Source organism: Sulfitobacter aestuarii (genome assembly GCF_042685005.1).
Classification (GTDB): domain Bacteria; phylum Pseudomonadota; class Alphaproteobacteria; order Rhodobacterales; family Rhodobacteraceae; genus Sulfitobacter; species Sulfitobacter aestuarii.
The window spans coordinates 38,542-62,282 of sequence record NZ_JBHUMP010000002.1 but is presented as its reverse complement, the minus strand read 5'-3'; the positions used below and the strand labels follow the sequence as shown (position 1 = coordinate 62,282).

General features: G+C 64.5%; 20 protein-coding genes and 1 tRNA gene. 13 read left to right on the top strand and 8 right to left on the bottom strand.

All coding sequences use genetic code 11. The features are described from left to right. Positions 1-42: 42 nt before the first annotated feature. The 3 genes from ACFSUD_RS02640 (at position 43) to ACFSUD_RS02630 (ending at position 2,639) form a co-directional block, all read left to right on the top strand. Positions 43-117: transfer RNA gene (locus tag ACFSUD_RS02640), tRNA-Glu, on the top strand. A 145-nt stretch (positions 118-262) separates the two neighbouring features. Continuing rightward, positions 263-1,267, top strand: coding sequence for a hypothetical protein (locus ACFSUD_RS02635; protein ID WP_386371208.1), 1,005 nt, complete (start codon positions 263-265; stop codon positions 1,265-1,267). Between the two features lie 79 nt (positions 1,268-1,346). Then, positions 1,347-2,639, top strand: a complete 1,293-nt coding sequence (locus ACFSUD_RS02630; RefSeq protein ID WP_386371206.1) for an O-acetylhomoserine aminocarboxypropyltransferase/cysteine synthase family protein — start codon at positions 1,347-1,349, stop codon at positions 2,637-2,639. A gap of 129 nt (positions 2,640-2,768) precedes the next feature. On the opposite strand, the gene ACFSUD_RS02625 is transcribed toward ACFSUD_RS02630, so the two are convergent. Next, positions 2,769-3,482 carry an SIMPL domain-containing protein gene (locus ACFSUD_RS02625; RefSeq protein ID WP_386371204.1) on the bottom strand — a complete coding sequence of 238 codons (714 nt, stop codon included), beginning with the start codon at positions 3,480-3,482 and terminating at the stop codon, positions 2,769-2,771. Positions 3,483-3,687: 205 nt separating this feature from the next. Between ACFSUD_RS02625 and ACFSUD_RS02620 the strand changes: the two genes are divergently transcribed. After that, on the top strand, positions 3,688-6,507 hold the full coding sequence (locus tag ACFSUD_RS02620) for a hypothetical protein (RefSeq protein ID WP_386371202.1): 2,820 nt from the start codon (positions 3,688-3,690) through the stop codon (positions 6,505-6,507). Between the two features lie 117 nt (positions 6,508-6,624). Here ACFSUD_RS02620 and hppD read toward each other — a convergent pair whose 3' ends face one another. Then, positions 6,625-7,722, bottom strand: a complete 1,098-nt coding sequence (hppD, locus tag ACFSUD_RS02615; RefSeq protein ID WP_386371200.1) for a 4-hydroxyphenylpyruvate dioxygenase — start codon at positions 7,720-7,722, stop codon at positions 6,625-6,627. Positions 7,723-7,868: 146 nt separating this feature from the next. Here hppD and ACFSUD_RS02610 point away from each other — a divergent pair, with 146 nt between their 5' ends. Beyond that, positions 7,869-8,324, top strand: a complete 456-nt coding sequence (locus ACFSUD_RS02610) for an Lrp/AsnC family transcriptional regulator (protein WP_386371852.1) — start codon at positions 7,869-7,871, stop codon at positions 8,322-8,324. Between the two features lie 24 nt (positions 8,325-8,348). After that, positions 8,349-10,268, top strand: a complete 1,920-nt coding sequence (locus ACFSUD_RS02605; protein ID WP_386371198.1) for a cation:proton antiporter domain-containing protein — start codon at positions 8,349-8,351, stop codon at positions 10,266-10,268. A 7-nt stretch (positions 10,269-10,275) separates the two neighbouring features. Here ACFSUD_RS02605 and cobT read toward each other — a convergent pair whose 3' ends face one another. Further along, complete coding sequence (gene cobT, locus ACFSUD_RS02600; RefSeq protein ID WP_386371196.1) at positions 10,276-11,289, bottom strand: nicotinate-nucleotide--dimethylbenzimidazole phosphoribosyltransferase; 1,014 nt, start codon at positions 11,287-11,289, stop codon at positions 10,276-10,278. A gap of 80 nt (positions 11,290-11,369) precedes the next feature. Between cobT and cobS the strand changes: the two genes are divergently transcribed. Next, positions 11,370-12,131, top strand: a complete 762-nt coding sequence (gene cobS, locus ACFSUD_RS02595) for an adenosylcobinamide-GDP ribazoletransferase (RefSeq protein WP_386371850.1) — start codon at positions 11,370-11,372, stop codon at positions 12,129-12,131. 112 nt (positions 12,132-12,243) lie between these two features. Here the strand turns inward: cobS and ACFSUD_RS02590 are convergent, their stop codons facing one another. The 5 genes from ACFSUD_RS02590 to ACFSUD_RS02570 all read right to left on the bottom strand — a co-directional run bounded on the left by ACFSUD_RS02590 (position 12,244) and on the right by ACFSUD_RS02570 (position 17,506). Next, on the bottom strand, positions 12,244-12,756 hold the full coding sequence (locus ACFSUD_RS02590) for a CarD family transcriptional regulator (RefSeq protein WP_386371194.1): 513 nt from the start codon (positions 12,754-12,756) through the stop codon (positions 12,244-12,246). A 388-nt stretch (positions 12,757-13,144) separates the two neighbouring features. Further along, complete coding sequence (fdxA, locus tag ACFSUD_RS02585; RefSeq protein ID WP_386371192.1) at positions 13,145-13,483, bottom strand: ferredoxin FdxA; 339 nt, start codon at positions 13,481-13,483, stop codon at positions 13,145-13,147. Positions 13,484-13,535: 52 nt separating this feature from the next. Beyond that, a complete protein-coding gene (locus tag ACFSUD_RS02580; protein WP_386371190.1) occupies positions 13,536-13,922 on the bottom strand; it encodes an RNA-binding S4 domain-containing protein in 387 nt (128 codons plus the stop codon). After that, entirely contained in the window at positions 13,923-16,919 is a 2,997-nt protein-coding gene (locus tag ACFSUD_RS02575) for a helicase-related protein (RefSeq protein ID WP_386371188.1), read from the bottom strand. 14 nt (positions 16,920-16,933) lie between these two features. Continuing rightward, a complete protein-coding gene (locus ACFSUD_RS02570) occupies positions 16,934-17,506 on the bottom strand; it encodes a tetratricopeptide repeat protein (RefSeq protein ID WP_386371186.1) in 573 nt (190 codons plus the stop codon). A gap of 75 nt (positions 17,507-17,581) precedes the next feature. Between ACFSUD_RS02570 and ACFSUD_RS02565 the strand changes: the two genes are divergently transcribed. The 6 genes from ACFSUD_RS02565 to ACFSUD_RS02540 all read left to right on the top strand — a co-directional run bounded on the left by ACFSUD_RS02565 (position 17,582) and on the right by ACFSUD_RS02540 (position 23,740). Then, positions 17,582-17,872 carry an SCP2 sterol-binding domain-containing protein gene (locus ACFSUD_RS02565; protein WP_386371184.1) on the top strand — a complete coding sequence of 97 codons (291 nt, stop codon included), beginning with the start codon at positions 17,582-17,584 and terminating at the stop codon, positions 17,870-17,872. Next, positions 17,872-18,819, top strand: a complete 948-nt coding sequence (locus ACFSUD_RS02560) for an alpha/beta fold hydrolase (RefSeq protein ID WP_386371182.1) — start codon at positions 17,872-17,874, stop codon at positions 18,817-18,819. Before ACFSUD_RS02565 ends, ACFSUD_RS02560 begins: the two co-directional genes overlap by 1 nt. Before the next feature lie 84 nt (positions 18,820-18,903). Then, entirely contained in the window at positions 18,904-19,917 is a 1,014-nt protein-coding gene (locus ACFSUD_RS02555; protein ID WP_386371180.1) for a ligase-associated DNA damage response exonuclease, read from the top strand. Further along, positions 19,914-21,512, top strand: coding sequence for an ATP-dependent DNA ligase (locus tag ACFSUD_RS02550; RefSeq protein WP_386371178.1), 1,599 nt, complete (start codon positions 19,914-19,916; stop codon positions 21,510-21,512). Before ACFSUD_RS02555 ends, ACFSUD_RS02550 begins: the two co-directional genes overlap by 4 nt. A 69-nt stretch (positions 21,513-21,581) precedes the next feature. Next, entirely contained in the window at positions 21,582-23,402 is a 1,821-nt protein-coding gene (locus ACFSUD_RS02545; RefSeq protein WP_386371848.1) for a M3 family oligoendopeptidase, read from the top strand. Between the two features lie 104 nt (positions 23,403-23,506). Beyond that, positions 23,507-23,740 (top strand): hypothetical protein, encoded by a 234-nt coding sequence (locus tag ACFSUD_RS02540; RefSeq protein WP_386371176.1) that lies wholly within the window; start codon positions 23,507-23,509, stop codon positions 23,738-23,740. Position 23,741: the final 1 nt, after the last annotated feature.

Below are 23,741 nucleotides of genomic sequence, written 5' to 3'. Positions count from 1 at the left end.
CCCGTCTGCGGCATTACTTAAACGTCCGCTCACAGACAGAGTGGCCCGTTCGTCTATCGGTTAGGACGCCAGGTTTTCAACCTGGAAAGAGGGGTTCGATTCCCCTACGGGCTGCCACTTTTCCCTGATAATTTGGTGACTTGCAGGCCTCGCAAACCGACAGTAATCGGCCGTTTTGCCGCATGTGTCGACCCCCTCATTGCCTGTTTGCCCCCCGCGCCCTCCCGCGCTAGCCTGCGACAAAGCAAAGGGCAGCGACGACATGACAGGCGATCGGCAATTCAGGGGAGACTTCAATGTCGTGATCGTGGCCCAGGCCGGGCGTTTTTCCTATGAGGCCCTGCTCTTTGCCGCGTCGTTGCGCGACACCAGCCCCGATTTCCAGGGTCGCCTGCTGGTGATGGAGCCGCAGCCCGGGCCGCTCTGGCGGGACGATCCACGAATTGACCGGGACGATCTGCGCACCGCCCTGCTATCGCTCGGAGCAGAGATCCTGCCCTTTCAAAGCGCGCATTTCGGCAGCGCCTATCCCTATGGCAACAAGATCGAGATGCTCGCCGCCCTTCCCCCGGGCGAGCCCTTCGTCTTCTTCGATACCGACACGCTGTTCACCGGCGATCTGGCAAGCGTGCCCTTCGACTTCGACCGCCCCAGCGCCTCGCTGCGCCGCGAGGGAACATGGCCGATCCCGCAGCTCTACGGACCGGGCTACAGCGGAATCTGGCGCGCCCTTTACGACAAGTTCGGGCTAGATTTCGAGAGCAGCCTCGACCTCGGCCAGCCCGATGAATACTGGCGCCGCTACCTCTATTTCAACGCAGGATATTTCTTCTACCGCTGCCCGCGGGAATTCGGCGCGCTGTTCCTTGAATTCGCGCTAGCGATCCGGGACGATCCGCCGGTGGAATTGTGCTGCCAGTCCTTCGATCCCTGGCTCGACCAGATCACCCTGCCGCTGGTCATCCATGCCCTGGGCGGCGGGCGCGACACCCTGCCCGAAGGCCTGCTCGACGGTTCGGTCTCCTGTCATTACCGGTTGCTGCCGCTGCTTTATGCGCGCGAAAGCGATCACGTGGTGGAGACGCTCGAACGCATCGCGGCACCGAACAGGCTGAAGAAGGTGCTGAAGGGGCATGACCCGATCAAGCGGATGATCTATCAGGGCCGCGGCGCCAAGGTGCGCGCGCTGTTTGACCGCGATAACCTGCCGCGCCGCGAACAGGCGATCCGCAACCGGATCAAGTCGGAAGGCTTCTGGATGCGCTGACCCGGGACGCCGCGAAGCCTGTTGAGCGCCGCCCCCTTTCACCCTACACCGCGATGCAATGTTCTGAGGAGGATACCGAATGACCGACACGCCAAGCCACGGCTTCGACACGCTGCAGATCCACGCGGGCGCGCGCCCCGATCCAGCCACCGGCGCGCGCCAGACGCCGATCTACCAAACCACCGCCTATGTCTTTCGCGATGCCGACCATGCGGCGGCGCTGTTCAACCTGCAGGAAGTCGGCTTCATCTATTCGCGTCTGACCAATCCGACGGTCGCGGTGCTGCAGGAACGGATCGCCACGCTCGAGGGCGGGGTCGGCGCGGTCTGCTGTTCCTCGGGCCATGCCGCACAGATCATGGCGCTCTTTCCGCTGATGGGTCCCGGCAAAAACATCATTGCCTCGACCCGACTCTACGGCGGCACGGTGACGCAGTTCAGCCAGACCATCAAACGCTTCGGCTGGTCCTGCACCTTCGTCGATTTCGACGATCTCGACGCGGTCAAAGCCGCCATAGATGACGATACCCGCGCGATCTTCGGCGAGGTCATCGCCAACCCCGGCGGCCATATCATGGATGTGCGCGCCATTGCGGACATCGCCGACGCGGCCGGCATCCCGCTGATCATCGACAATACCTCCGCCACGCCCTATCTCTGCCGCCCGATCGAACATGGCGCGACACTGGTGGTGCATTCGACCACCAAATACCTCACCGGCAACGGCACGGTAATGGGCGGCTGCGTGGTGGATTCGGGCAAGTTCGACTGGTCGGCGAATGACAAGTTCCCCTCACTGTCCCAACCCGAAGAAGCCTATCACGGGCTCAAGTTCCACGAGACCTTCGGCAATCTTGCCTTCACCTTCCATTCCATCGCCATCGGCCTGCGCGACCTCGGCATGACGATGAACGCCCAGGCGGCTCACTATACGCTGATGGGCATCGAAACCCTGTCGCTGCGCATGGAGAAACATGTCGCCAACGCAGTCAAGGTCGCCGAATGGCTCGAACAGGACGAACGGGTCGATTTCGTCACCTATGCAGGACTGCCCTCCTCGCCCTATCACGCGCGCGGCCAGCGCTACTGCCCGAAAGGGGCCGGCGGGCTCTTCACCTTCGCCGTCAAGGGCGGTTACGAAGCCTGCGTCAAGCTGGTCAACGCGCTGGAGATCTTCAGCCATGTGGCCAATCTTGGAGACACCCGCTCGCTGGTGATCCATTCCGCCTCGACCACCCACCGCCAGCTCAGCCCGGAACAACAGGAGGCGGCAGGTGCGGGCCCCAATGTTGTGCGCCTTTCGATCGGCACCGAAGACCCGGCCGACCTGATCGCCGATCTCGACCAGGCTCTCGGCCAGACCACCGCCTGAGCCGCAGGACCGGGGCTGCCTCCCAAGGCAGCCCCGGCGCAGGGCAAAACCCGCTTCTTTATGCCAAAAATACTCGATCCCGCCGCCGCAACGACCGCCGCCGCTGGCAAGGGCAAGAGAACCACGGCGTCATTTCCCCGGCGCGATCGAAAACACCATGGTCACCTGCGCCCGAACCGTCAGCTCGCCCTGCTCGATGGGCACATCCGCAGCCCCGCGTGCCTTTGACATTTCCATCATTGCCGGACGATTGGAAAAGCTGTTCTCACTCATCCGCGTGACCGCGCCGAGCGCCAGCCCCGCGGCCTCCGCCATGTCCTCGGCCCGCGCCATGGCATCGGCTACGGCGAGCTTGCGCGCCTCGGCCAATGCCGCGGTATCATCCTGCAATCCGAAGCTGATACCGTGGAAATCGTTGGCGCCCTCGTCGATCACCTGATCGAGAAGCGCCCCGATCCGCGAGAGGTCGCGGATCCGCACGGTCACGGAATTGCCCGCCTCATAGCCGGTGATCTGAGGCGCCTCACGCTCGGATTGCACCGGGTCCTGACGGTGCTGGTAGACCGGGCGCACGTAGAAGTGCTCGGTCTGCCGGTCGCCCGGCGCGACGCCGAATTCGTCGAGCTTGGCGACGATCTCCTCGACCGCGCCGGACACCTCGGACATCGCCTCCCGGGCACTCGCCGCCACTTCGCTCACCCCGAGGGTAATCGTCGCCATGTCGGGCGCCAGAGCCACCTCGCCCTCGCCGTTGACGATGATCCCCTCCTGCACCTCCTGGGCGAGCGCCGCCCCGGCCCAGCCGACCCAGACCAACAGAGCCACTTGCATCAGCTTCATCATTACTTCTCCTTTCGAGGATAACACCGGCTCAGCATGACGACAGCGGCAGAGCCGCGCAAGGCTGCCCGCGGCTTGTCGCCCACGTCCGGCGATCCCTCGCCATGGCCTTTCCTTGAGCGGGTTCCTGCTCTATTCTCCCGCCCATGCGCGAGCTCGCACCCGGCGGGCCCGACGACGTGCCGAAACCACATTCTGTAGGGTCGCGATGAAGCCGAATTTTGCCCTCTCCCTGTCCTTCGACGGCATCCAGCTGCTGCACCGCGCGCTGGGTGGCTGGCGCGTCGTCGGAGAGGTCGCGCTCGATGCTGCGGATCTCGATGCCGAACTGGCCACGCTGCGCAAGACCGCCACGGCGCTCGATCCCGGCGGTCTGCGCTGCAAGCTGCTGATTCCCGACGCCCAGATCAAATATCTCAGCATCGACGCGGAGGATCCCTCCGATGCCGCGCGGCTGCGGGCTGCCCATCTGGCGCTGGAAGGCGCGACGCCCTATGCGCTCGACGAGCTGGCTTTCGACATCGCCGCGGACGGTGCTCGGACCCATATCGCGGCGGTGGCGCGCGACACGCTGGAAGAGGCCGAGAGCTTCGCCGTCGAGCATCGCTTTCACCCTGTCAGCTTCGTTGCCGCACCCAAACGCGGAGATTTCCCCGGCGAGCCCTTTTTCGGCCCCACGGCTGCCGCAGCGGAACTGCTCGAGCCCGGCGAGACGGTAGAGCCCGATTCCGAAGCGGTGGTGGTGCTCGACATCGCCAGCGCCACGGCGCGGGCCGCGCAACATGCGCCGGTGGCGGATCTGACCGATATGGCGAAACCGTCCGGGCCCGACAGCGCGCCGACAGAAAAACCGGCGACAGGTTCGGCGGCGCGCGCGGCGACCGCCCCTGCGGCGCCCTCTTCGGCCGCGCCCGGGGAGTCGCAGAAACCCTTGCCGACATCCCCTGCCGACTGGCGTGGCCCCGCCGTTCCCACGAAGGCGATGCGGCAGGAGGACGTTGGCAGCCGCGTCGCGAAAACGGGCCCGGCGCAAAAGGACCCTTCCGCAGAAACGTCCCGCGCAACGCCATCGACCACCGTATCCGCGCAACCGGATCGGGCGGTCAAGACGACGATGCACAAACCGGTCGCGGCGCAGGAGGCTTCGCCGCCCGAACGCCCTGCCGCCTCCGGGCAGACCCGCAGCTCCGCAGGTCACGCCAGACCCCATGGCGAAAGCCCGACCCTGATCACACCCGAAGCGGTCAGCGCCTCCCTGCGACCGGCGGCACCCGCGGCGGCACGGATCAATGCCCCGGAGCTGGTGCCCGGCTCCTACAGCACTGCGCCGCGCCGGAACGCGGCGCAGCGGCTCGTCGCCTTTGCCAGTCGGCGGCCCAAGGCCGGGAGCGAAAGTCGTCGCGAACCGCTCGTGGCGCCCCCGGCACCGCCACCCGCCGCCGTCCCGGTGACGACGACCCCGGTGCTGAACAATCCGGGTGAGACGACACCGGTGACCGCCGACGCCTTGCCAGGGCAGCCTGCCACCCCGCGCCCAGCGGGGGCGCGCGCAGCCTTGCAGGCTGAAACCCCCGCGCACCCCGCGCAGCAGGCACCGCCGACCCGCGACCCCCTGGCCTCCGAAGAAGAGCAGATGACCATCTTCGGCGCCCGCAAGAGTGAAGTCGGCGGCAAACCGCGTTATCTCGGTCTGATGCTGACTGCGGCGCTGCTGATGCTGCTGGCCGGTGTGGCGGCCTGGGCCTCGGTCTTCCTCGATGACGGTATCAACCTGTCGCGGTTGTTCGGCGACAGGGCCGAGCCGCGACTCGTTGCCGACGCGCCGCGTGAGCCCGACGCCGAGACAGACAGCGAAGCCGAAAGCGTTGCGCGTTCGTCCGCCGGGACCGCCAAGGAAGCGGAGACAATAGCCGCCAGGCCGGAAGCCGAGGGCGACGAAACACCGATTGTGTCCCTGAGCGCCGGGGAGGAGGTCGTGACGGATTCTCTCAGCGCGCCGCGCGGCACGGCGCAGTCGCCGCTGAGCGCGGCCGAGGCCGAAGCGAAATACGCGGTGAGCGGCATCTGGCCCCTGGCACCGCAACTGCCGTCCGATCCTGCCGCGCTGGTCCGTCTCGAGAATCTTCGCCTGGCCTCTATCGATCCGGTAAGCCGGCCAAAAGATGCGGATGCCTTGCCGCCGGTCGCCAGTTTCGACTCCGATGTCATGCGCGACGACCTCGATGCCCCGGTGGCGGCGGAAACCGACCCCGCGCGTGACGACCGCGGCCTCGTGGTGGCCAGCGCCGAGGGCGCGCTGAACCCTGACGGGGTCAAGATCTATCTCGGACGTCCGGCAGCGGTACCCCCGGCACGGCCCACAGCCGAGGCCGAGGACCCGGTGCAGGATACGCCCGAGACCAGCGCAGTCGCGCAGGAACGCCCTCGTGAGCGGCCCGAAGATCTGGTTGCATCTGCGCCGACGCCAGAGCCCGAGTCCGACCCTGTCGGCGACAGCTCCCTGGCGGGGCTGCGTCCGAAACCGCGGGAGACTACGCCAGACCCCTCCGCCCCGCCAATCAGCCCGGGCGGCGTGGCGGTGACGCTGCAGGAAACCGATGACGCGGTGACGATCGCCCTGACCAAACCGGCGGCGTTCCAGAATGCGACACCGCAGGCGACGGAGGTCTCGCGGCGCCCCGATGATCGGCCGCGCAATTTCGCGCAGATCGTCAAAACCGCCCGACGCAGCGCCCCCGCGGTGGTTAGCGCGCCGTCTGCCGTAGTGGCGCCGAGCATTCCGTCGAAAACCTCCGTGGCCAAGCAAGCGACGGTGAAGAACGCCATCAACCTGCGCAAAATCAACCTGATCGGCGTCTATGGCAAGCCGGCCAACCGCCGCGCGCTGGTGCGGCTGGGCAACGGGCGCTACCAGAAAGTCGAGGTCGGAGACCGGATCGACGGCGGCCGGGTCGCGGCGATCAGCGAAAGCGAGCTGCATTATGTCAAACGCGGCCGCAGCGTCGTGTTGCAGATGCCGAAGAGCTGAGCCGGGACAGGCCCGGCGCCGTCGCCGCAACCGACGCCGCTTGCGGGAGCATCGGACGGGGGGCCGGCCCCCCGACCCCCGAGGTATTTCAGGCCAGAAGAAGGGCCCGGATGTGGCTCAGCTTTCGCTGGCCAGTTCGCCGCTGTCGATCTGTTCCTGTTCGATGCTTTCGAAGAGTGCCTTGAAATTGCCCTCTCCGAAACCGTCATCGCCCTTGCGCTGGATGAATTCGAAGAAGATCGGTCCGATCACCGTCTTGGAGAAAATCTGCAGCAGGATGCGCGTCTCACCGCCGTCGAGCACGCCTTCGCCATCGATCAGGATGCCATGTTTCTTCATCCGCCCGACCGGCTCGTCATGGCCCACGACCCTGTCGTGGCTCAGCGCGTAATAGCTGTCGGGCGGACCCGGCATGAACTTCAGCCCGTTTTCGGCAATTGCGTCGGTGGCATCATAGATATCACGCGCGCCGACCGCGATATGCTGGATCCCCTCGCCATTGTACTTCTTCAGATAGGAAACGATCTGCCCGGTCTCGCCGCGGTCCTCGTTGAGCGGGATGCGGATGCGCCCGCAGGGCGAGGTCAGGGCGCGCGAGAACAATCCGGTGAACTTGCCCTCGATATCGAAAAAGCGGATTTCGCGGAAATTGAACAGGTCGCCGTAGAATTTGAACCACTTGTCCATGTTGCCCTTGAAGACATTGTGGGTCAGGTGATCGAGATAGTAAAAGCCGACCCCCTCGGGTTTGGACCGCGCGATCCAGTCGTATTCCCAGTTATAGGGCGACGTGTCGTAATATTGATCTACGAGATAGAGCAGCGAACCGCCGATGCCCATGATCGCCGGAACGTCGAGCAGCTTGCCGTCGCCCTTGTATTCCTCCGCGCCGTTGGCCAGGGCATGGGCCAGCGCCTGTTGGGCATCGACGACCCGCCAGCCCATCGAGGGGGCGGAGGGACCGTGTTTCTTCACGAAACCGGCGGCGAAGCTTTGCGGTTCGGCGTTCAGCACATAGGTGATGTCGCCCTGCTGCCAGAGCTCGATCTTCATCGTCTTGTGATTGGCCACATGGGTATACCCCATGCGCGTGAAGACCTCGCGCAATTCTTCCGGATCGGGTGCGGCGAATTCAACGAATTCGAAACCATCGGTGCCAGCGGGGTTCTCAGGGGTGATCTGCGATTTCGGGGCGTCATGCGGGAAAGGACCCATGTTTTCATCTCCTTGATTCGTAGCCTGTGGCTTCGTCAGCAGAGTAAATGTCCGCCAATGCAGTTTTTGCGCAAACTGACGCAGGCTACTGGTCAATGGTGCGCATTTGCCGCATGATGAATTCAAACCTTGCGGAAACGATGCATATGCTGGACGAGATCGACAATCGCCTGCTGGCCGCCCTGCAGCGGGACGCCCATATGACGGCGCAGGAGCTTGGCGAGCAATTGCATCTCTCTCCTTCGCAAGCCGGGCGACGCCGCCAGCGTCTCGAGAGCGAAGGCTATATCCAGGCCTATACGGCGCGACTCGATCCGGTCCGGCTCGGGCTCAACGTCCAGGGTTTCGTGCAGGTTCATCTGCACAGCCACGGTCCGGAACACAGTGCCGCTTTCGCGCGATTGCTCGCGACCCGGTCGGAAATCGTCAGCGCATGGACAATGACTGGCGATGCGGACTACCTTTTGAGGGTCTATTGTGCCGATCTGCCCAGCCTCAACCGTTTGATCCACGAGGTGCTCCTGCCTCACAAGACCGTGGCGCGGGTACACAGCCAGATCGTGATGGACCAGTTGAAACAGGACGGCCCGCTGCCCACCTGAGCGCCCGCGAACGAGAGGATTCAGATGGAGACATTCCTGTTCCAGGCTTCGATCTACCTCGTTGCCGCCGTGCTGGCCGTGCCTTTCGCCGCGCGTCTGGGTCTCGGGTCGGTGCTCGGCTATCTTGCCGCCGGGATCCTGATCGGGCCGATCTTCGGATTGGTCGGGTCGGAAACCCGGGATCTGCAGCATTTTGCCGAGTTCGGCGTGGTGATGATGCTGTTCCTGATCGGGCTGGAGCTCGAACCCCGCGCGCTCTGGGACATGCGGCACAAGCTGGTCGGCCTGGGCGGATTGCAGGTGCTGCTTTCCACCGGGGCGCTGATGGCTATCGCGCTGGCCTATGACCAACCCTGGGGGGTGGCCCTTGCGGTGGGGCTGACCCTGTCGCTGTCCTCGACCGCCATCGTGCTCCAGACCCTGTCGGAGAAGGGGCTGATGCGCACGGCGGGAGGGCGCAACGTCTTTTCGGTGCTGCTCACGCAGGATATCGCGGTCATCCCGATCCTCGCCTTCCTGCCGCTGCTTGCCGCGGGTCTGCCGGCACGGATGCAGCCGGACGGCTCGATCACGCTGGAAAGCCACGAAGCCGATACCGGACATGGCGCGCCGACAGGCGAGAATGCCAACCATGGGTCCGAGACCGCCCATGCGGCGCTGACTTTCGTCGAGGGCCTGCCGGGCTGGGGGGTGACGCTGGCGACAATCGGCGCCATTGCCGCGATCATCATCACCGGAGTCTTCTTCACCCGGCCGGTGTTCCGCTATATCCACTCGGCGCATCTGCGCGAGATGTATACCGCCATCGCGCTGCTGATCGTGGTCGGGATTTCCTCGCTGATGACCATGGTCGGCCTGTCACCGGCCCTCGGGGCTTTCCTCGCCGGGGTGGTGCTGGCGAGCTCAGAATTCCGCCATGAGCTGGAGACCGACCTCGAACCGTTCAAGGGGCTGCTGCTGGGCCTGTTCTTCATCACCGTCGGGGCGGGGATCAACTTCACCCTGCTGTTCTCCAACCCGGTGATCATCCTCGGCATGGCGCTCCTGGTGATCATCGTCAAGGGGCTGATCCTCTACGGGCTCGCCACCCTCTTCAGCCTCAGGGGCCGCGACCGCTGGCTCTTCGCGCTCGCTCTGGCGCAGGCCGGTGAATTCGGCTTCGTGCTGGTCAGCTTCTCGGTCACCACCGGGGTGATGCCCGATCCCGTCGCCGAAACCCTGCTGCTGGTGATCGCCCTGTCGATGCTGATCACGCCGCTGCTGTTCATCCTCTATGACCTGATCAGCCGTCGGCTCGAGGATGTCGGCACGATCACGCCCGACGAGATCGACGATCAGGGGCCGGTGATCATCGTCGGCGTGGGACGTTTCGGACAGATGGTCAATCGGCTGGTACAGGCCAGCGGCTTTCATACCGTGGTGCTCGATCACAATCCGGAAACCATCGCGGTGATGCGGCGCTTCGGCTTCAAAGGGTTTCTCGGCGATCCGACCCGGCCCGACATCCTGAACAAGGCAGGGCTCAAGGATGCGAAGGTACTGGTCGTGGCGCTCGATGATCCGCAGGCGGCCGAACAGCTCATCGCCTATGCGCGCAAGCAGCGCCCGGATCTGCATATCGTCAGCCGCGCCTTTGACAGGACCGATGTCTATCGGCAGTTCCAGGCCGGATCCAACGACATCGTGCGCGAAATGTTCGATTCCTCGCTGCGCGCCGGACGTTATGTGCTGGAGAACATGGGCCTGTCCGAATACGAGGCCGCGGAGGCGCAGCGAATCTTCTATCACCATGACCGCGATTCAATCCGCGAACTGGCAACCCTCTGGCGCCCCGACGTTCCGCCCTCGGAGAACAAGGCCTATGTGGAACGCGCCAAGGAATTGCAGAAGGATCTGGAAACTGCCTTCCTGCGCCGCGGCGACGAGGAGAAGAAAAGCGCCTGACCCGGGCTCAGGCGTCGCTGACCCCGGCCTCGGCGAAGGTCGCCATCCCGACATGGCAGGCCAACGCCCCCTGCAGCAGCGCGATCGCCATCGCCGCGCCGGAAGCCTCGCCAAGCCGCAGATCAAGCGCCAGCAGCGGTGTCTTGCCGAGCGCCTGCAAAAGCCGCGCATGGCCATTCTCGGCGCTCCGGTGTCCGGCCACCGCGTGATCGAGCGCGCCGGACTCGGTACGCTCCAGGCAGAGCGCCGCGGCACAGCAGATGAAACCGTCGAGGATCACCGGGATGCGCAGGCTGCGCGCCCGGGCAATGGCCCCTGCCATCCCTGCCAGCTCGCGCCCCCCTAGACGCCGCAGCATCTCCAGCCCGTCTCCGGCGCCGCCGTGGCGTGCCACGCCCGCCTCCACCACGTTGGCTTTCAGCGCCAGCCCGGCATCATCGACGCCGGTGCCCCGTCCGGTCCAGTCAGAGGGCGCACCGCCGAGCAGGGCGCAGGCCAGTGCCGCGGCAGAGGTCGTGTTGCCGATCCCCATCTCGCCCACCACAAGCAGATCGCTCTCGGAGGAGACCGCCTCCCACCCCGCCCGCAGCGCCGCGACGAGGTCCGGCTCCTCCATGGCCGGGCCGGTGGTGAAATCCCGCGTCGGCCGGTCGAGCTCGAGCGGCACCACGTCGAGCGTCGCGCCCATGCAGCGGGCGATCTGGTTGATCGCCGCGCCTCCGAGCTGAAAGTTCATCACCATCTGCGCGGTCACCTCGACCGGAAAGGCCGAGACGCCGCGCGCAGCGATCCCGTGGTTGCCTGCGAAGACGATGATCTGCGGCGCGACGATCTCGGCACGATCGCCACCACGCCAGCCGCGGTACCAAATCGCCAGTTCCTCCAACCGTCCCAACGAGCCGGGCGGCTTGGTCAATTGTCCGTCACGCGCCGCGGCATTGGCGCTGGCCAGCTTGTCCTGCCCGGGCAGATCGGCAAGCAGCGCGCGAAAGGCCGAGAGATCGGAAAAGGAAGAAGTCATGGGCAAACCCCGTTGCAAGAAAGCTTGCGCCTCATTACCCAATGGAGCGCCGGTGATGAACCCATGAAAGCCCCGTGACGATGCCTGAAAACGACGCCCGGATCTCGCCGATGCAGGGTTTTCTCGCGGTGCTGAGCCTGCTCAGCCGCCTGCCGCTCCCGCGCCTGCCCCCTGCCGCCTTCGCCGCAACTCCGCGCATGGTCTGGGCATTCCCCCTGGCGGGCGCATTGCTCGGCAGCCTGGCCGCGCTTGGCGGCGCTCTCGCCCTCGCCCTCGGCCTGCCTGCCCCGATCAGCGCCGGTATCGTGCTGGCGCTCCTGATGCTGCTAAGCGGCGCGATGCACGAGGACGGGCTGGCGGATTGCTTTGACGGCTTCTGGGGCGGTCACAGCCCCGCCCGGCGGCTCGAAATCATGAAGGACAGCCAGATCGGCAGCTACGGGGTCCTAGCCCTGATCCTCGTCACCGGGCTGCGCTGGCTCGCCCTGACGAGCCTGATCGCCCATTCGCTCTGGCCCGTCATCCTCGCCGCCGCCCTGTCACGCAGCCTGCTGCCGTTGCTCATGGCAAGCATGAAACAGGCCCGCGACGCGGGTCTCGCCCGGAGCGTCGGACAGCCCAGCCTGAATGCCGCCTTCACCGCGCTGGCCATTGGCGCGGCCTTGACCTTTCTGCTGAGCGGCGCGGCCACCTTCCTGATCCTGCCGCTGGCATTGGCCGTGACCTTGGCGCTGCGTCATCTCGCCCTGCGCAAGATTGGCGGACAGACAGGAGATGTGCTCGGGGCCGCCCAGCAAATGAGCGAGGTCACGATCCTGCTCTGCCTGGTTTCTCTTGGCTGAAAATACCTCGGGGTTTGGGGCAGCGCCCCAATCCCTGACCGGCAACAATAGAGCCGCGCCCGGTTTCCCCGGCGCGGCCTCCGTCACATGGATCGGATCTGCGAAGCGTCGCTCAGGCGGCAACCCGGCTTTCAAGCACATCGCCGACCTGCTTCGCCGCGGCGAGCTCGTCGCCCCCCGAAACGGCGGCCACTTCTCGGGTCAGCCGCTCGAGCGCCGCTTCGTAGAGCTGACGTTCCGAATAGCTCTGTTCGCGTTGGTCATCCGTGCGATGCAGGTCACGCACCACTTCAGCGATTGCGATCAGGTCACCGGAATTGATCTTCTGTTCATATTCCTGGGCGCGCCGGGACCACATGGCGCGCTTGACCTTCGCCTTGCCCTTCAGCGTCTTCATTGCATGGGTGATGACATCAGGGCTCGACAGCGCCCGCATGCCGATCTCCGTCGCCTTATGGGTCGGCACCCGCAGGGTCATCTTGTCCTTTTCAAAGGAAATGACGAACAGTTCCAGCGAGATACCGGCAACTTCCTGCTCCTCGATCGACATGATCTGACCGACGCCATGGGCCGGATAGACGACAAACTCATTCGGGCGGAAATCATGCTTCTTCGATTTGGTCATTTAGGGCTCCTTGGCGCGGGATCATCCGCAGGTCACATATACTTTGTGAACGCAATCTGACGACGGCCGCATCGGCCCGTATTCGGATGCGTTTCATTCAGGGTCAGGGATCGACCTTCACGACAGGCCGATTTCTCGATGACAATCAGCTCCGGACGCGCAGGAAGCGGGGGCTCTGTTCAGGCCTCCGTCCAATGACACTTTCGAAGCTGCTCCATTGATTAGAACTGGTACACACTTCCCATCTGCTACAAACTTGGGTCATCATAACACAGATTCGCAGCTTCTGGAAGCTGACGCTGGGTCATCCGGTGTGTTTTCGTTCGTTTTCAACAGGTTGTGACAGACGGCGTCACACTACAGCTCGAAAATCGCCCCGAATCGCCGTTTAGCCGCCCTCGCCCGGCGCTTCGGAGAAATATTTCTCCAGCTTGCCGGTCTCGCCGTCACGCTCCTCGGCTTCGGGCAGAGGATCCTTGCGGGTGACGATAACCGGCCACATTTCCGAGTATTTGCGATTGAACTCCACCCATTCCTCGGCGCCCGGCTCGGTATCCGGCTTGATCGCATCTGCAGGGCATTCAGGCTCGCAGACGCCGCAGTCGATGCATTCATCCGGATGGATGACCAGCATGTTCTCACCTTCGTAAAAGCAATCCACCGGGCATACTTCGACGCAATCGGTGTATTTGCAGGCGATGCAGGCGTCATTTACGATATAGGTCATGCGGTCAACTTTGTCTGGGTGAACTGCTGTCTAGCTAATTCAGGTCGCGGGATCATTCAAGATGACGGGCCTTGGAAAGATCAAGGATGCGTCTGTCGCGCTTGCTTGGACGCCCTTTTCCCTCGAAGGCCGGATTTTCAGGAGGTTTTTCCTGCGGTTTCGCTTCGGGCGGGGAAAGGTCCGTGTAAAGCGTCTGGGCCTCCGGGGCCGGGCCCCTGCGGGTGCCCACCGCCTCGATGCGGATGACACGCACGTGATTACCCTGGATGAAGGTCAGTACATCTCCCTGCCCGACGCTGCTGGCGCGCTTCTGCGTCGGTGCACCATTGACGCGAACCACGCCCGCCTGCACCTGAGCGGCCGCAAGCGAGCGTGTCTTGAAGAACCGCGCATGCCACAGCCACTTGTCGAGGCGGAGCTTTTGCGCGGTCCCAACCAATTACTTCTTGTCCTTGAGCCCCATCAGGGCAGCAGCGAAGGGATTGTCCGGGTCGATCTTTTTTTCGGGCTTCGGCGGACGGGCAGAGAAATTCTGCGCCTTGCCCCCCTTGCCCGGCTTGCTGCCCTCGCGCAGTGCGCCCCGTTTGCCCTTGCCCTGCGGCCTTCCCTTGCCTTGCGGGCGATCCCCGCCGCCACGGCGGTTGCCGCCCTGATTGCCGCGCGCCTGACGCGCCCAAGTGAAAGTATAGAAGACCTCGGTTTCCGCCCCGGCAATTTCGGCATCCGGAGCCGTACCCTGTGGGACCTCTTCCTCGGGTGTCTCGGCGATATGATCCGACACTTCCGCGGCCAGGTCAGGTTCCTCCGCCACAGGCGCTACGCTGTCATCGACGATGGCAGCTACATCCGCGGGGATATCCTCAGCTTCGGCCGGGCTCGGCTGCTCGACGATACCGCCTTCGGGCTGTTCGGCGGCAATATCCATCACCGGCTTGTCGGGTGCGTCGTCCAGCGCCACGTCACTGGCGCCGTCTGCCACCTTCTCGGGGACCTGGGTATCGGCATCGGGTGCCATGGCCTCATGGGTGCCGTCATGAGGGATCACCTTGTCCACCGCCTTGACCTTGGTCCGCTCGCCCTTCTCGGCCTTGTAGCCCAGACCTTCCATGAGCGCGGCGAATTGCTCAAGCGTCATGCCGGTGATCGACAGCATGTCGGCCTTTGCTTCGAAACCGCCACGGGAATCCTCGCTGCGCAGCATGTCCGCCAGACGTTCCAGCATGTCGATGCGGATCGCGCGGGTTCCGGCGTTGCGATAACCCGACATCGTGTCCGCACCTTCCGGCGCGCCGGTTTCGACCGGGATCGTCACCAGACCGGGGGGCGGCGATTCGGGAAATTCGTTGAGCCCCTTGGAGAGCGACCAGAGCACCAGCCGCAGCCTTGTCGAGGCGGGCTTGAGCAGCAACGGCATGAAAATCGTGAACTGTCCGAAGCGCAGCCCGTGCTTGCGCAGGGCAGAACGGGCATCCTGGTCGAGCGATTTCACCTCATCGGCGACCTCGGCACGCGGCAGGATGCCGAGATTCTCGACCATGCGGAAGGCAAAGCCCTTGGCGAGCCCGCTCAGGCTCTCGTCCTTGGCCAGCGCCAGCAGCGGTTCGAAAAGCGCGGCGATCTTGCGATCGATGAAATGCTGCAGGCGACGTTGTACCTTCTGCGCGACCTCCGGACCGGCGACATCGTCGACGAAAACCTCGACCTGCGGCTTCAGCGGCTCGGGACCGGCGACCAGCTTCCCGACCGCGGAACTGCCCCACATCAATCCACCCTGTTCGGTGAAATCGATTTCGGTGTCGGGCGCATTATAGAAACGGTCGGCGCGCAGATGGAATTGCGGCGCCAAGGCCTGCAGGGCGGCCGACTTGATCGTCTTGTCCTCGGCCGCTCCGGCCCCCTTGTCGGCCCTGAAACGGAATCCGTCCAGCTTGCCTACAAATTCGCCTTCAACGGTGACTTCACCGGTCTCGTTTACTTCGGCCACCATGGCTTCCTTCTGTCCTAGTCGGCGCAAGAGCACGGATGTGCGCCGATCTACAAATCTCTGGGTCAAGCGCTCGTGCAGCGCGTCCGACAAGCGATCTTCTACGACACGGGTGGCGCCGCGCCAATGACTTTCGTCCGCCGTCCATCCCTTGCGTTGGGCCACATAGGTCCAGGTGCGAATGAACGCCAGTCGTTTGGACAACGCATCGATGTCGCCATCGGTTCGATCGATCCGTTTTATTTGTCGCGCCAGCCAGTCATCGGCAATGCGGCCACGCTGATGCAGGTCGTTGAAGATCTGTTCCAGCAGGCCGGCGTGTTCGGCATGGCTGATGCCGCGGAAGTCCGGGATGCGACAGACGTCCCACAACAGCCGGACGGAAGGACCGTCGGTGCAGCGCGCCTCGATCTCGGCAACCTGCCCCAGCGACTTGAGCGCCCGCAGGTCATCCGCCTCACGGGCCCGTACCAGGCGTTCATGGTCCGATGGGGCTTCGAGCGTGGCAATGAGCCGGTCGATGGAGCCGAATTGCAGCGCGTGGTTGCGCCAGTTGATCTTCTGTTGCGGCGTGAAGGAATGATCCATGATCGCCCGCGCCACACCGTCATCAAGCGCCGGTGCGTCACCGGTGACGCCGAAAGTGCCGCTCCTGAAGCCCCGCCCCGCCCGCCCGGCGATCTGCGCCAGCTCGTTGGGTGCGAGCGGGCGCATCCGGCGTCCGTCGAATTTGCTCAGTGCCGAAAAGGCTACGTGATCGACATCGAGGTTGAGCCCCATGCCGATGGCATCGGTGGCGACCAGGAAATCGACCTCGCCGTTCTGGTACATGTCGACCTGCGCGTTGCGTGTGCGCGGGCTGAGCGCGCCCATCACCACGGCAGCACCGCCCTTCTGGCGGCGGATCAGCTCGGCGATCGCATAGACATTCTCGACCGAGAACCCGACGATTGCGCTGCGCGGACGCATCCGGCTGATCTTCTTCTGACCCGCATAGATCAGTTCGCTCATTCGCTCGCGCTGCATGAATTGCGCCTGCGGCACCAGCGCCGCAATGGTGCCGCGCATCGTGTCCGCCCCCATGAACAGCGTCTCGTGCAATCCGCGGGCGCGCAGCAGCCGGTCGGTAAAGACATGGCCGCGTTCGGGATCGGCGCAGAGCTGGATCTCGTCCACCGCCACGAAATCGGCGCCCATGCCGTCGGGCATCGCCTCCACGGTACAGACCCAGTATTGGGTGCGCGGCGGCACGATACGCTCCTCGCCGGTGACCAGGGCCACGACCGACGGGCCGCGCACCTTGACGATGCGGTCATAGACCTCACGCGCCAGCAGCCGCAGCGGCAAGCCGATCACCCCGGTGCGATGGCCGAGCATCCGCTCGATTGCATAGGTCGTCTTGCCGGTATTGGTCGGGCCCAGTACGGCCACGACCCGTGCATCTCCTGCCACAATCTGCTCCTGAACTACAGCGTCCGGCCGATGCCGTCGCGCTGCAGCGCGTCCAGCGCGTCCAGCGCATTCCTGTGATGGGGATGGATCGCCAGCACCCGACGATAGAGCTGCTCGGCCGCCGGCGTGTCGCCGGTCTCCTGCAGCATCACCGCAAGGCCGAAGATCGCATGATAATGCTGCGGGTTGAGCGACAGCGTCATTTCGAGGTCCGCGAGGGCCGGACCGACGAGACCCCGGCGGAAAAAGGCCTGCGCCCGAAGATGATAGCCTTCCGCGAAATCGGGCGCATGATCGGTAAGCGCGGTGAGATGTTCGATTGCTTCCGGCACCTGCTCGCTGTCGAGCGCGTCCTGCCCGCGTTTCAGCAGCAGATCCATCGTCGCCGAACCCGAGCGTCGCCAAAGGCTTTCGATCTGCCGCGCGATCCCCGGCGCCTCATCCTCGTCGGCCACGGCCAGTTCCGCGAAAAGCTCGGGCGGCGCCGGTTCGGCAGCCGCGCGCAACGGTGCCCCTGCCGCTGCGAGCACCGAAGCCAGGGCAAGTGCCGCAACGATATGTTTGAGGTTGACGAGTTCGGGGCGCATAACAAGGATGAATGTAACAGGCTGCTGGCGCAATTAAAGATGGCGGCGCGGTCAAAAGCCAAAAAAGGGCGCGAGATGAGCGAAATTGTGGATCAGGCGGTTGTGGTGCTGAACGAGAAGCTGGCCGGCGAAGACTTCGGCGGCACCGCCAAGTTCGACATCGAAGGCGAAGGCGCGGTAATGATGGATGACGCCGGGGCGCGGGCCGGTGACGGTCCGGCCGATGTGACGCTTTCGGCGGATGCCGACACGTTCAGCTCGATCATCTCCGGCGAGACCAATCCGACATCCGCCTTCATGAGCGGCAAGCTCAAGATCGACGGCGACATGGGGCTGGCGATGAAGCTGGCGGCTGCGCTGGCCTGATGTCGCTGTCCGTTGCGCCCCTCTACACCGATATCCATCCCGGACCGGCGAAGGGTGTCGCCTATTGGGCGCAGACAGCGGACGGCAAACGGATCAGGCTCGGCTATTGGCCCCGCGAGAATGCGCGCGGCACCGTGTTGCTGTTTCCCGGCCGCACCGAATATGTCGAGAAATACGGGCCCTGTGCCGGCGATCTCGCGGCGCGGGGCCTCGCCTGTCTGACCATCGACTGGCGCGGTCAGGGACTGGCCGACCGGCTTTTGCCCGACATTCGCATCGGCCATGTCGACGTCTTTGACGATTATCAAAGGGACGTGGCCGCGATGCTGGACGCGGCCCGCGCGCTGGATCTGCCGAGACCCTATTTCCTTCTCGGTCACTCGATGGGCGGCTGCATCGGGCTGCGCGCTGCAATGGAGGGTCTGCCGGTCGAGGCCTGCGCCTTTTCCGGGCCGATGTGGGGGATCCATATCGCCCCGCATATCCGCCATATCGCCGGTCTGCTGGCGCAGATGATGCCGCGCGTCGGGCGGGGCGGGCAGCTGCTGCCGGGTACAAGGGCGGAGCCCTATGTGCTGACCGAACCATTCGATGACAACATGCTGACCACCGATGCGCAGATGTATGACATGATGCGCGACCAGATTAACGCGCATCCCGAACTGGCGCTCGGCGGTCCGAGCTTCACCTGGCTGCGCGAGGCGCTTGCCGAGACCGCCGCGCTCGCCCGGCGCCCGGCGCCGAACCTGCCCTGCGTCACCTGGCTCGGGAGCAACGAGCGCATCGTCGAGACCGGGCGCATCCACCGCCGCATGGAACGCTGGCCGGGAGGACGGCTCGAAATCGTTCCGGGTGGCGAGCACGAAGTGCTGATGGAGACCGAGGCGATTCGCGAGCCGGTTTTCGACGGGATCGCCGAACTGTTCCTGGGCCGGGTCGCGGCCTGAACCACGCGCGGAGGGGCGTATGGCCCTTTCGCGCTGCCGCATGGTTTCGCTGGGAAAATCCGCGCTGCCGCCTAGATCATCCTCATGGCCCGCGAACCCGCACTCACTTTCACCGAGAAAGGCATCTACTGCCCGGCCGGTGACTTTTATATCGACCCCTGGCGCCCCGTGCCCCGGGCGCTCATTACCCATGGCCATGCCGATCACGCACGCGATGGCATGGGCAGCTATCTGGCAACGGCGGCCGCCCTGCCGGTGATGCGCCACCGGCTCGGTGATATCAGAGCCGAGCCCATCGACTTCGACGAGACCCGTCGCATCGGCGATGCGCTGGTGTCCTTCCATCCGGCGGGCCATGTGCCGGGCTCGGCGCAGATCCGGGTCGAGGTGGCGGGCGAAGTCTGGGTCTCTTCGGGCGATTACAAGGTCATCGACGACGGGCTCTCCGAACCGTTCGAGCCGGTCCGGTGCCACCATTTCATCACCGAAAGCACTTTCGGCCTGCCGGTGTTCCGCTGGAACGCACAGACGGAGGTCGCATCCCAGCTCAATGCCTGGTGGGCCAATTGTGCCGCTGCCGGGAAGACCGCCTTTCTCGGGGCCTATTCGCTCGGCAAGGCGCAGCGGCTCCTGTCGATGCTCGACCCCGGTATCGGCCCGATCCTGACCCACGCGGCGGTGGAGAATACCAACGAGGTGCTGCGCACGCAGGGCATCGCTCTGCCCGACACGATCCGTGTCACCCCGGAGCTCGCTCCAAAGGAGCATCCCGGCGCGCTGGTCCTCTCGCCCCCCTCGGCGCTGGGGAGCCAATGGGCGCGGCGTTTCGGACCGCAGGAAAGCGCCTTCGCCTCGGGCTGGATGACCCTGCGCGGCGTGCGCAGGCGGCGCGCCGGGGACCGGGGCTTCGTAATCTCGGATCATGCCGACTGGAACGGGCTGCTCTGGGCGATCCGCGAGACGCAGGCCGAGAACATCTATGTCACCCACGGCTATACCGATGTGTTCAGCCGCTACCTCAATACCGAGGGCTGGCAGGCGCAGGTGGTGCCGACCCAGTTTGAGGGCGAGAGCCTGGATACGGGAGAGGCCGAATGAAACGTTTCGCCGCCCTCTTCAACACAATCGACCAGAGCACCAAGACAAACGTCAAGGTCGCCGCCCTCGCCGAATATTTTTCGCAAGCGCCAGAAGAGGACCGACTCTGGACCATCGCGCTGTTTTCCGGCCGCCGCCCGAAACGCGCGGTCACGACGACGCGGCTGCGGGAATGGGCGTCGGAAGCCTCGGGCGTGCCGCTCTGGCTGTTCGAAGAGAGCTATGCCATCGTCGGCGACCTGGCGGAGACCATTGCGCTGGTGCTGCCGGTGAATGTCTCGAGCGACGATCGGTCGCTGAGCTATTGGATCAACGCGCTGCGGGGCCTGGCCGAGCAGGATGAAGCCGCGCGCAAGGCCTTCGTGCTCGACGCGTGGCAGCGGCTCGGCGGCAGTGAAAGGTTTCTGTTCAACAAGCTGATCACCGGCGGCTTCCGGATCGGCATCAGCCAGAAGCTGATGACCCGCGCCTTGGCGAAGGCCACCGACAAGCCTGAGCCCGAGCTGGCGCATCGCCTGATGGGCAATTGGCACCCTGATGACGTGAGCTGGCACAGCCTGATCGAGGCGGAGGATGCCAGCGCGGATGCGTCGCGCCCCTACCCGTTTTATCTCGCCTATGCGCTGGAGGAAGGACCGGAGGCGCTCGGAGACCCGGGCGAGTGGCGCGCCGAGTGGAAATGGGACGGTATTCGCGGACAGCTGATCCTGCGGGACGGTGAATATTTCGTCTGGTCGCGCGGCGAAGAGCTGATGACCGACCGCTTCCCCGAGCTTGCCCGCGCCATCGACCATATCCCGCCCGGTACCGTGCTCGACGGTGAGCTCTTGGTCTGGCAATCGCAGGCAGAGGCGCCATCGTCATTCAACGCGCTGCAGGCGCGGATCGGGCGCAAGAACGTGCCGAAGAAGCTGCTCTCCGAGGCGCCGGTGCTGCTACATGCCTATGACCTGCTCGAATGGCAGGGCGAGGATATCCGCCCCCGCCCCTTTGCCGAGCGCCGCGCCCTGCTGGAGCGGGCCGCCGGGAACCTGCCCGCGGATGCGCCGGTACGCCTGTCGCCGCAGCATGTGTTCAGCGACTGGTTACAGCTTGCCGATCTGCGCCTTGCCGCCCGCGAGGCGCAGGCCGAGGGCCTGATGCTGAAACGCGCCGACAGCCCCTATCTGACCGGGCGCAAGAAGGGCGATTGGTGGAAATGGAAGCTTGACCCGCTGACCATCGACGCGGTGCTGATCTATGCGCAATCGGGTTCGGGGCGACGCGCCAACCTGTTCACCGACTTCACCTTCGCGGTCTGGAACGGCAATGACCTCGTGCCCTTCACCAAGGCCTATTCCGGCCTCACCGATGCGGAGTTCCGCCAGATCACCGCATGGGTGCGCAAGCACACGCTGGAAAAGTTCGGCCCGGTCCGCAAGGTCACGCCGCAGCATGTCTTCGAAATTGCCTTCGAGGGCATCCAGGCCAGCCCGCGCCACAAATCCGGCGTTGCGCTGCGGTTCCCGCGCATGTCCCGCTGGCGCCACGACAAGCCGCTGCAGGAGGCCAACAGCCTTGACGACCTGAAGGAAATGCTGCGCATCTATGGCTGAGATGCCTGCCCCGCTTGTTCCCCCGGTCCCGGCACCCTAGGTAGGTGCAAACAGAAATGAGGTTCCTTGATGTTTCAACTCCCCTATCCCGTCCGCGACGCCAATGCCGAACAGGGCAGCAAGGACCTCGGCGATCTGCCAGAATGGAATCTCGATGATCTCTATACCGGCGAGGACGCGGCGGAGCTGAAGCGCGATCTCGACTGGCTCGAAGACGCCTGCGCGCGTTTCGCCGCCGATTACGAGGGCAAGCTGGCCGCGCTGGATGCGCCGGGGCTGCTCGATTGCGTGCTGCGCAACGAGCGCATCACTGCGGTCGCGGGACGCATCATGTCCTTCGCCGGTCTGCGCTATTACCAGCTCACCACCGATGCGAGTCGGGCCAAGTTCCTTTCCGACATGCAGGAGAAAATCACCAATTACACCACGCCGCTGGTCTTCTTCTCGCTGGAGCTCAACCGTCTGCCTGACGATCACCTCGACAAGCTGCTGGCGCAGAACGGCGATCTGGCACGCTACAAGCCGGTGTTTGACCGTATCCGCGCCATGAAACCCTACCAGCTTTCTGACGAGATGGAGAAGTTCCTGCATGACCTCGGGGTTGTCGGGGATGCCTGGGAGCGGCTTTTCGATGAAACCATCGCGGCGCTCGAATTCGAGGTCGAGGGCGAGACGCTCAATATCGAGGGCACGCTGAACTTGCTGACCGATCCGGACCGCGACAAACGCGAGGCCGCGGCGCGGGAGCTGGCGGCGGTATTCGGCGACAATGTCCGCACCTTCGCGCGGGTACACAATACCCAGGCCAAGGAGAAGGAAGTCATCGACCGCTGGCGCGGCATGGAGACCCCGCAGACCGGACGGCATCTAAGCAATCAGGTTGAGCCGGAGGTCGTCGAGGCGCTGCGCAACGCGGTTGTGGATGCCTATCCCAAGCTCAGTCACCGCTATTACGAGCTCAAGCGCAAATGGCTGGGTCTCGACCGTATGCAGGTCTGGGACCGCAACGCGCCGCTGCCGATGGAAGACCCGCGTATCGTGAACTGGGCCCAGGCACAGGAAACGGTGATGGAGGCCTATAATGCCTTCGACCCGCGTATGGGCGAGCTTGCCAAGCCCTTCTTCAACAGCGGCTGGATCGATGCGGCCGTGAAACCGGGCAAGGCCCCCGGCGCCTTCGCCCATCCCACTGTGACCGACGTGCATCCTTACGTGATGCTCAACTACCTTGGCAAACCCCGTGACGTGATGACCCTGGCCCACGAACTCGGCCATGGCGTGCATCAGGTTCTCGCAGCCGGTCAGGGCGAGATGCTCTCCTCCACTCCGTTGACTTTGGCCGAGACAGCCAGCGTGTTTGGCGAGATGCTGACCTTCCGCAAGATGCTCGACAAGGCCAGGAACCAGACGGAGAGCAAGGTGCTGCTGGCGGGCAAGGTCGAGGACATGATCAACACCGTGGTGCGCCAGATCGCGTTCTATGATTTCGAATGCAAGCTGCACGACGCGCGGCGCGGTGGTGAGCTGACCCCGGATGACATCAACGCGTTGTGGATGTCCGTGCAGGCCGAGAGCCTTGGACCGGCGTTTGACTTCATGGACGGATATGAGACCTTCTGGGCCTATATTCCGCATTTCGTCCATTCGCCCTTCTACGTCTATGCCTATGCTTTCGGCGACGGGTTGGTAAACGCGCTTTACGCGGTCTATGCGGAAGGGAACGAAGGTTTCGAGGACAAGTATTTCGACATGCTGAAGGCCGGTGGCTCGAAACATCACAAGGAGCTCTTGGCGCCTTTCGGTCTCGATGCATCAGACCCGGCGTTCTGGGACAAGGGTCTCAGCATGATTTCCGGCTTCATCGACGAACTCGAAGCGATGGAGGATTGATCGGCCTCTTCTGACCAATTCTCCGCCCCGGCCCGGATACAGGTTCCGGACCGGGACATCGGCCGGGGTTGATGGCCCGTTTTCATGATCAGGTAACGTGACAGATGCGCGATAACCGACCGACACTGAAACAGCGCCTCAACCGGTTCCTCGCCTATGTCAGGCTGAAGGTGCCCGCCCAATGGCGGCTGCCGCTCGGGGTGCTGCTCATCTGTCTCGGGATGCTCGGCTTCCTGCCGATCCTCGGCTTCTGGATGGTGCCGCTCGGCGTCGCAATCGCCGCGCTGGGGCTACGCCCCCTGCGCGCCCGCTGGCGGCGCCGTCGCAAGCACGACTAGA